11 protein-coding genes are annotated in these 8,018 nt (G+C 69.2%); 9 read left to right on the top strand and 2 right to left on the bottom strand.

The features are described from left to right. Both ACFC1F_RS31490 and ACFC1F_RS31485 read left to right on the top strand, forming a co-directional pair. On the top strand, positions 1-419 hold a 419-nt coding region (locus ACFC1F_RS31490), incomplete at its 5' end, for a tetratricopeptide repeat protein (protein ID WP_376163415.1). 32 nt (positions 420-451) lie between these two features. After that, positions 452-898, top strand: coding sequence for a hypothetical protein (locus tag ACFC1F_RS31485; protein WP_376163413.1), 447 nt, complete (start codon positions 452-454; stop codon positions 896-898). A gap of 371 nt (positions 899-1,269) precedes the next feature. Here ACFC1F_RS31485 and ACFC1F_RS31480 read toward each other — a convergent pair whose 3' ends face one another. Beyond that, positions 1,270-1,521, bottom strand: a complete 252-nt coding sequence (locus tag ACFC1F_RS31480) for a hypothetical protein (protein ID WP_376163411.1) — start codon at positions 1,519-1,521, stop codon at positions 1,270-1,272. A gap of 359 nt (positions 1,522-1,880) precedes the next feature. On the opposite strand from ACFC1F_RS31480, the gene ACFC1F_RS31475 reads away from it, so the two are divergent. Together ACFC1F_RS31475 and ACFC1F_RS31470 are read left to right on the top strand one after the other, a co-directional pair. Next, complete coding sequence (locus ACFC1F_RS31475; RefSeq protein ID WP_376163409.1) at positions 1,881-3,497, top strand: helix-turn-helix domain-containing protein; 1,617 nt, start codon at positions 1,881-1,883, stop codon at positions 3,495-3,497. 11 nt (positions 3,498-3,508) lie between these two features. Beyond that, the gene (locus ACFC1F_RS31470) at positions 3,509-4,447 is read left to right on the top strand and encodes an NAD-dependent epimerase/dehydratase family protein (RefSeq protein WP_376163407.1); all 939 of its coding nucleotides are present in this window, start codon (positions 3,509-3,511) and stop codon (positions 4,445-4,447) included. A 1-nt stretch (position 4,448) separates the two neighbouring features. On the opposite strand, the gene ACFC1F_RS31465 is transcribed toward ACFC1F_RS31470, so the two are convergent. Beyond that, complete coding sequence (locus tag ACFC1F_RS31465; RefSeq protein WP_376163405.1) at positions 4,449-4,874, bottom strand: GntR family transcriptional regulator; 426 nt, start codon at positions 4,872-4,874, stop codon at positions 4,449-4,451. A 332-nt stretch (positions 4,875-5,206) separates the two neighbouring features. Here ACFC1F_RS31465 and ACFC1F_RS31460 point away from each other — a divergent pair, with 332 nt between their 5' ends. The 5 genes from ACFC1F_RS31460 to ACFC1F_RS31440 all read left to right on the top strand — a co-directional run bounded on the left by ACFC1F_RS31460 (position 5,207) and on the right by ACFC1F_RS31440 (position 7,998). Further along, positions 5,207-5,806 (top strand): hypothetical protein, encoded by a 600-nt coding sequence (locus ACFC1F_RS31460; protein WP_376163403.1) that lies wholly within the window; start codon positions 5,207-5,209, stop codon positions 5,804-5,806. A gap of 101 nt (positions 5,807-5,907) precedes the next feature. Further along, positions 5,908-6,240, top strand: coding sequence for a hypothetical protein (locus tag ACFC1F_RS31455; protein WP_376163401.1), 333 nt, complete (start codon positions 5,908-5,910; stop codon positions 6,238-6,240). Continuing rightward, positions 6,240-6,575, top strand: a complete 336-nt coding sequence (locus ACFC1F_RS31450) for a WhiB family transcriptional regulator (protein ID WP_376163399.1) — start codon at positions 6,240-6,242, stop codon at positions 6,573-6,575. Before ACFC1F_RS31455 ends, ACFC1F_RS31450 begins: the two co-directional genes overlap by 1 nt. Then, on the top strand, positions 6,575-6,835 hold the full coding sequence (locus ACFC1F_RS31445; RefSeq protein WP_376163397.1) for a hypothetical protein: 261 nt from the start codon (positions 6,575-6,577) through the stop codon (positions 6,833-6,835). The genes ACFC1F_RS31450 and ACFC1F_RS31445 overlap by 1 nt, the downstream gene beginning before the upstream one ends. Next, positions 6,835-7,998 (top strand): hypothetical protein, encoded by a 1,164-nt coding sequence (locus ACFC1F_RS31440; protein WP_376163395.1) that lies wholly within the window; start codon positions 6,835-6,837, stop codon positions 7,996-7,998. Before ACFC1F_RS31445 ends, ACFC1F_RS31440 begins: the two co-directional genes overlap by 1 nt. Positions 7,999-8,018 lie beyond the last annotated feature (20 nt).

Genomic DNA, 8,018 nt, shown 5'->3' with positions numbered 1-8,018 from the left:
CTACCTACCAGAAGGTCGGCGACCTCGCCCGCGCCATCCCCCTGTTCGAGACCGTCCTCGCCCAACGCGAACAGGCGCTTGGCAGCACCCACCCCAGCGCGCTGGCCACCCGCAACAACCTCGCCGCCGCCTACCAGGCCGCGGGTGACCTCGCCCGCGCCATCCCCCTGTTCGAGACCGTCCTCGCCCAACGCGAACAGGCGCTTGGCAGCACCCACCCCGACACCCTGATCAGCCGCAACAACCTCGCGTATGCCTACTGGGGGAGCGGCGATAAATCGCAGGCCGTTGCCTTGTTCGAACAGGCTCTCACCGATTCTGAATATATTCTCGGCGCAGATCATCCGTTGACCGCAGTCGTGCGAAACAATCTCGGCGCAGCCATCCGCAACGGCGGTAGCTTGGGGGCGGAACAATGACCAATGACCCTCCCAAGGCCACAATCATCATCATGCACGTTTACGAGAGCACCACGAATCTTGCTGACATGATCAGGGAGGCTGCGCTTTCAAGCGGCGTCAAGACCGAATACAAGGTGGAGCACATGGAAAGCCACAACTACAATGCATCCGGGCAAATCGGCGCCTTCGGGGAAGGCGCCTCAGCATCAAACAACACCTTCAACCAGATCTGGTCCCAGCACTCGCAAGAATTGAACCTGGAGCAACTGGCCGCAGACCTCGGGATGCTCCGGGCAGCCATGCAGAAAGAGGCACGGTCAGCAGATGAGTTGATTTCAGCAAGCGATATTGCAAAGGCTGAAATCGAGGCCACCAAAGGAAACGGCCCAGCTTCCCTCGAACACTTGAAGTCCGCCGGAAAATGGGCATTAGACATGGCCAAGAATATCGGTACGGAGGTCGCCAAGCTTGCCATTTCACAAGCCATGTCAGCATAGCCCGCTAGCATTCTGGCTGGCTAAACGCTGAAAATTCTCTTGCCCGGGTCGACATTGCCGACGGCCTCCACGGCTACTTGATAGGTGCACCGCGACTCGGGCTCGGTGGCCTGCTTCACAAGCCGCGCGCCAAATCGCCTCGACCTGCGCAAGCAACGCAACGCACTTCATCCCACAAGCGCCCGAGCCGGGAGTAGCAACTGAAGCATTGGGTGTTTCAGCCCCGCCCAGGCCGGACAGTCCTGGCGGATCCCTGTCCGGTTTATTCTCCTAGGTCAGAGCTCCTCTCCGGACTGCCGGACAGTCCGAACAGTCGCCCCTGGGTATCCGTTGTCCGGGCGACTGGTCAACCCATTCAGGACTGTCCGCGATCAGTCGAGGAGACCGAATCGCTCGCGTACTTGATCGTCCAACTTGCCCTCCTCCAGGTCGCTAAGCGCGCCTGCGTACCCGGCCATGATTGCCTCATGTACGAGGTCATGGACCTCGACTGGGATCACCTCATAGACCCCCGAGCAGATGTTCTCGGCGGCGTCGTGCGCGGTGCTGTAGTGAGGGTCACGGATGCTGCCGCCGAGAGCACGGACTAGATCCCTTATGACGTTCTTCAGGTCATCGGCCACGCCCGGGCCCTACCCTCCGGCTGTAAGCGACAACCACGCCCGTCGACCAGGGTCCCTGCTCCAGGGCAGGGGGCTGCCTCCCGACTGAGACACCCAGGTATTTCCGCTAGTTGCCCGGACAGGACAATGGGAGCTGTCCGTGCCCTGCCCGGGTGGTTCGCGCAGGTCAGCCCGCTAGCCCGGGGCACCCGGACAGCCCGGACACTACCGCCTGCACCGGCTGTCCGGGCTCCGCCTCGATCAAACACCGCACCCGCTCCGCGCCAGTGCAGTTGAATGCTTCTGGCGCGGGCAACGTCTGCCATTGCGCAGACGGCTCACCCCGATGATCGGTCGATCCCTGAAGGGACGGATGCCCAATGGCCATCACCGCCAAGGTCCCCGCCGTCGCCTGTGCCCGTTGCGGCGCCAGGCTGAGCCGCAGCAACACCGATACGATGTGCAGCCCGTGCCGACGTGCGGTCGGCCCCGCCAGCCCGGCAGCGCCGGTCACATCGGCGGCCAAGCCGGTTAGCTGGCTCTCAAGCGCGGCCGAGCACACCGCGCCGCCGGATGGGTCCAACCTCGCCGACGTCTTGAAGGCGTACCGAGCGCTCCACAAGCTGAAGCAACAGGACTTGGCTGACCTGCTCGGCTACGACCAGTCCTACGTGTCCCTGTTGGAGCGCGGGAAGCGCGTGATCCGGGACATGGACGAACTCCGCCGCCTGGCCCAGACATTGGGGCTCCCCGAGGACGAACTGGGCCTGCTGCCGGCTGCCGAGGTGGCCGTCACCGTCGCCATGCCTTCCGGCGACGACGGGGCCGCGGGCCCGAAGGATGCCATCGAGGAACAGCGGCGCTGGCGAATGACTCGCCGGGACCTGAACCGTCACCGCAGCGAGCTCACCGGCGCCGCGGCGCGGCTGTACCCGGACGCGGACCGGGCTGGGAACAGCCCGGTGTTGACCACGGCCGGGTGGATGTGGCCGAGTCCTCTGGACTTTGCCGACATCGACCTCACCTGGCTGAGTCAGACCGCCCCACCGGAGATCGCGGGTGCCGAGCCGGAGTCCGAGAGGGTGCGGCCGCTCGCTCCGAACGGCGGTCGCTTCGCCCGGTACTCGCAGGCCATCCGCATGGTCGACCGGCCGTCCCTGTTCGTGAACCGGCCGAGCTTTCGCCTGCTCGACGTCGCCCAGATCGACGGTCGGCCGAAGCTGTCGTTCGGGTACACCACCTACTTCGACATGGCCGATGTCTGCGAGGGCGTCGCCCATGAACTGGCAAGTGCTTGGTTGGCGACCGGCAGCGATCCCGCGTGGATCGGGGCGCCGAAGTGGGACGCGCTCCCGTTCCGGAAGCTTGTGGGCAACCCGTTCGATCTCGGCCGCCGTCCGCTGCTGCCATCCATCGACACTCTGACCATCCGGCTGGCCGCCGACGGTAAGGCCTCGTTCCCGCTGCACCACCGCGCCGCGAGCAACGTGGCCTTGGCGGGTGGGACATACCACATCATGCCCGCCGGGGTCTTCCAGCCGTCGTCCGTCATGCCCTGGGACCAGTCGAACGACTTCAACCTCTGGCGCAACGTCCTACGGGAGTACGCGGAGGAGTTCCTCGGCGACCCCGAGGCCGACGGCAGCAGCGGCGAACCCATCGACTACGACGGGCTGGAACCTTTCCGCACGCTCAACCAGGCCCGCCGCGAAGGCAAGGTCAGGCCGTACTGCTTCGGCATCGGTCTGGACCCGCTCACGCTGGCGGGGGAGATCCTGAGCGTCGTGATCATCGACGCCGACGTCTACGACTCGGTGTTCTCCGGCATGGTGTCCCGCAACACCGAGGGCAATGTCATCGCTGGTGGGAACGGCACCGCCGGGATCGAGTTCACCGAAGCCAACATCCGCCATCTGCTGGACAATGAACCGCTCGCATCCGCGGCCGCGGCGTGCCTCGACCTGGCATGGCAGCACCGTGGACTCATCCTGGACTGAGAGGAAACGCCGTGCGCGTACTCGTGACGGGCGCCTATGGCTTCGTCGGCAACGCCGTTGTCCGACGGCTTGCCGAGGCGGGCCACGAGGTGGTCGCCCTGACGCATCGGCCGCCGGGCACGCCGCTCCCGACGCTGCCTGTAGCCAAGGTGGTCCATGGCGACATCCGTGACGGCGCGGCCGTTGCGACAGCTACGGCAGGTGTGGATGCCGTATGCCACCTGGCAGCGCTCACCCGGGTGCGAGAGTCGTTCGAGATGCCGGACGAGTATCACGACGTCAACGTCAACGGCACGGCGTCCCTGCTGGATGCTCTGGCCGATCGGGCAGCCGTGGACCGCCCTGTAGTCGTCTTCGGCTCGACGGCCGCGATCTATGGCGCTCCAGAGCAGCAACCCATCGGCGAGGACGTCACACCCGCTCCGGGCAACCCGTACGGCATGTCGAAGCTCGCCGCCGACCAGCTACTCCAGCGGCGCGGCGAGAGCGGGGCCATACGGGCGGTGAGCCTCCGCTGCTTCAACATCTCGGGGTCCGTGGGCGGGGTCGGGGATGGCGATGAGTCCCGGATCATCCCGAAGGCGCTTGCCGTGGCAGCCGGCCGCTACCCGCACCTGGAGATGAACGGCGACGGGAGCGCAATCCGCGATTTCGTCCACGTGGACGACCTCGCCCGCGCGTACGTCTTGGCCCTCAACGCCCCCGTCTCCCCGTACCGGGCGTACAACGTGGGCGCGACTCCGGCGAGCATGGCGGAGATCGTAAACGCCGTGGAGCGGGTGACGAACCAGCCCGTGCCTGTGGTTCACCGCCCGCCGCAGCCAGAACCGCCCCGGCTGGTCGCCGATCTCTCCCGGATCACAACCGAACTGGCGTGGAAGCCCGAACGGTCCGGGCTCCACGACCTGATTCGAGACGGGTGGTCGGTGGCAAGCCGAGCCGACCGCTGATCTACTCCGCCAAGCGGCCCTTCACGCTGCCCGGGAGCGCGTCAAACGCCTCCCGCCAGCGCTGAAGGGCCGCTTCGGCGTTTCCGCCCTCACTCCCGGCGTTGGCCAAGGACTCGCGAAGAGCCTGCTCGATCGCCTGGGCCGCTTGCAGCACCGGCAGCGCCCAGTCAGCGGCTCCTGGCGAGTGCTCGGCCAGACGCGGCGGGAACTGGGCGAACACGCCCTTTCCCTGATGGCCGATCACATACCCCTCGGCGCGAAGCAGCGATACAGCGTTCTTGACGACGGTGCTCGACACACCGAAGCCGCCGATCAGCTCCTGTGTCGACGGCAGCGCAGAGCCCGCAGCCAGCTCACCGCTGCGGATGCGTTTCCGCAGGTCATCGGCAAGCTGGAGATAGGCCGGCTGGCCTCGAAACTCGGTCACCAGTGATCCTCCAGTCAACGTGTCGCACCTAGTGCACCAGTGTGCCGCAGCCCGCGCTTGAGCGAGACCGGGCGAAGCACTTGCCAACTTAGGGCACTAGGTGCACCATGTTTGTTGTGAGGCCAACGCCCCGGCGAAAAGCCTCATATGACAGGCCGTCATTGGTCTGACGCGTTGCGCTGGAACAGGCTTGTCGCAGCAGGGCGGATCCGCAGAAATGCAAGCCGACTGCGATCAACACCAGCTCTTGAGGGCCTTCTTTGGGCTGCCCTGAGCTGCACAGACGCACCCGTTGCCGTGACGCTCCACCTGCCACTTCAGGAGGCTTCGCCATGCTCGCCACCCCCCGCAAGACCGCCGCCCCGACCGTGACCGGCCGCTCCTACGCCGCCCGTGTGGCGTCGCTGACCGGGGGGTCGGGCCGGCTCTCGTCGGGTGCGTGGGTGGCGGAGGCGCGAGGTGCGGAACGCCGGCGCCGGGCGGTGGTCTGCCGGATCGCCCGCCGGACCGGGACGCAGGCTCCGCAGTGGAACGGCGAGATCGGCGACGAGAACTGGCAGACCGTTCTGGCGGCCGGTGCCGAGGCGCTCCTCGCCGCCGCCCAGGACGGGAAGCCCGCGAGCGCCCATCTGGTCGCCACGGCCCGGGAGTTCGCCGAGGAGGCCGCCGAGTCGGTGCCCGGCCGGGTAATCGACCTGACCCGGGACAGTCAGGCCGAAGCGGCAGTCGACGAGATGCTCGCCGACCGGTTGGCGGCCGTACTGGACGCCCCGTTCGGCAGCAAGGCGCGAACACCGGCCTCGGACCGAAAGACCGCCGAGCAGAAGGCGGTCGAGCGGTGGAGCCCCTTCCGGGCTGGCCCGCGCCACGTCGTGCGCTGCGCCGACGGCTCCCGCCGCTACGGCGACGGCAGCCCCGCCCCGACGCACTAACCCGGACTACCAACTACCGCCCGAGACACGGAAGACGGCCCCTCTCAATCCTTGGCCGGACGAGGAGCCGTCTCCGCCGGGCCGACCTCTAGGAGAGACCCGTGCGATTGATTGTTGCAGGACAGAAGGCCCATTCGGCCTCGGAGTTCGCCGAGCTGGCGCTCGGTGTCGACACCGAGCTGTTCACCGGCCCCGCCGGCCCGGAGCCCACCGCCGACCGCACCGCCCGGCTCGCCGCCGCGAACGACATCCTCGCGGTCCTGCGCCGGGAGGACCCGGAGCTGGCCGCCCACGCCGAGCACCTGATGAGGCAGGCCGAGCCGAAGCCCGCCGCCCCGGCGGTGATGGGCAGGCTGGTCCTGCTGTCCGGCGGGATGCCCCGCCCGGGCAAGCACACCGCGCCCGCTGTGATGTTCGGGGCGGTGGCGGCGTGATGGCCCGCTTCGTCCGCCGCGGCATTCGCGGCACCATCCGTCCGCACCTCACCGGGCGCGTCGCCGGTGTCCTCGTCGAGGTCCTCCCGTCGCCGGAGGGGGACCTGCCCGGCGCCGCGTGTGCCGGGGTGGACCCGGAGCTGTTCTTCCCCGGCGACGAGGACGAGTTCGCCGACCGCCGGGCCCGGCAGATCTGCGCCGGTTGCCCGGTGCGGGACATGTGCCTGGCCCTGGCGTTGAAGCGCGGCGAGCCGCACGGCATCTTCGGCGGCCTCGACCCGGCCGAGCGCCGGGCACTGGCCCGGCGGGAGCGCCGGAACGGGAGGGCCGCGTGATGGCCCTCTCCAAGCGCCTGGGGTGGGCGGCACTGCTGCTCGCCCTCGCCTTCCCGGCCGCCGCCGGCTCGGTCCTGGCCGTGCTCGCCGCGGTGGCCTCGTTCCTGCTGGCTCACCCGACCGTCGCGTGCGTGGTGGGGGCGGGCCTGCTGCTCGCGAGCACGCTGCCCGCTCTGCGCCGTCGCGTGGCCCGCGCCCGGGTGCGGCGGCAGCTGCGCGGTCTGTCCGCGTTCCGACTCAAGGTTGTGGGGGACCACTGATGAGCGTCACCGAACTGCGGCCCACCAGCGGCCGCACCCGCCCGCCCGCGAAGGCCGCCAGCAAGGAGGCGGCCGAGGCCGAGGCCCTGCGGGCGAAGACCGAGACGGCGAAGGCCGCGGCGGACATCGCCAACCAGGTGAAGGCGGCCAAGGCCGCTGCCGAGATCGCCGAGGGCCAGGCGAAGGCCGAGGAGATCCGCCAGCAGGCCGCCGACCAGCGTGCCGAGACGGCCCGCCGGCGGGCCGAGGCCGAGGCCGTCCGGGCGAAGGCCCAGCGCTCGGCCGAGCAGTGGAAGAAGTCCGCGAAGGCCATCGCGGTCACCTGCGTGATCGTGTCGCTGCCGCTCCAGCTGATGGCGTTCTGGTCGCCGGATGCGCCGTTCCTCCTGGCCGCGCCGCTGGTCCTGGAGGGGCTGGCGTGGGCGCTGCTCAAGGGCGCCGAGGCCGCGATCGACGAGAACCGCCCGTCCTGGCACTACCGGGCGCTGGCCGGCGCGGTCGCACTGTTCGCCGCCACCGTCAACTACCTGCACGGCTCCACCGCGTTCGGGCTCGGCACCGGGCTGGGCGGGGCGTTCTGCTCGCTGGCCGGCCCGCTGGTGTGGGACCTGCACGAGCACGGCCGCATCCGCAAGCGCGACGGCCGCAAGTCCCGCCGCGAGCGCCGCGAGGAGGCCCGCAAGCTCGCGGCCGAGGCCGCCGAGAAGCAGGCCGCCGAACAGCGCGAGGCCGACGACCGCGAGGCCCGCGACGTGTCCCGCTCGGTGCAGTGGCCGCCGGTGTGGGAACGCGCCGTCGCCCTCGCCGCCGCGCTCGGCGAACTCCACCCGAGCGACGCGACGTGGAAGCGCGCGTGGGACGACGTCGAGGGCGCCACGCTCGGCGACACCGCCCAGTCCATCGCCGCCCGCGTGGCCGCCAAGGCCGCCGTGAAGGACGCCGCGAAGGACCCGGCAAACCAGGCTGAAAAGGTCGAAAAGCCGCAGGTCGAATCCCAGATGGCCACCCCCGCGAAGAGCACACGCGTGCGGACGTCGGACGGGCGCCGCAACAACGGCGGAACCCCGCCCGTGCGCCGCGCCGGCGACACCCTCGGCTACTCGCCCGTCGCCCGCCGCGCCATGTCCCTCGCCGCCCGGCAGCAGCGCCGCGCCTCCGCCTGAACCACCCCCCAGGGAGACCC

It is taken from the genome of Kitasatospora sp. NPDC056181 (assembly GCF_042266225.1).
GTDB lineage: Bacteria > Actinomycetota > Actinomycetes > Streptomycetales > Streptomycetaceae > Kitasatospora.
This window is presented reverse-complemented; position numbering and strand designations above follow the sequence as displayed.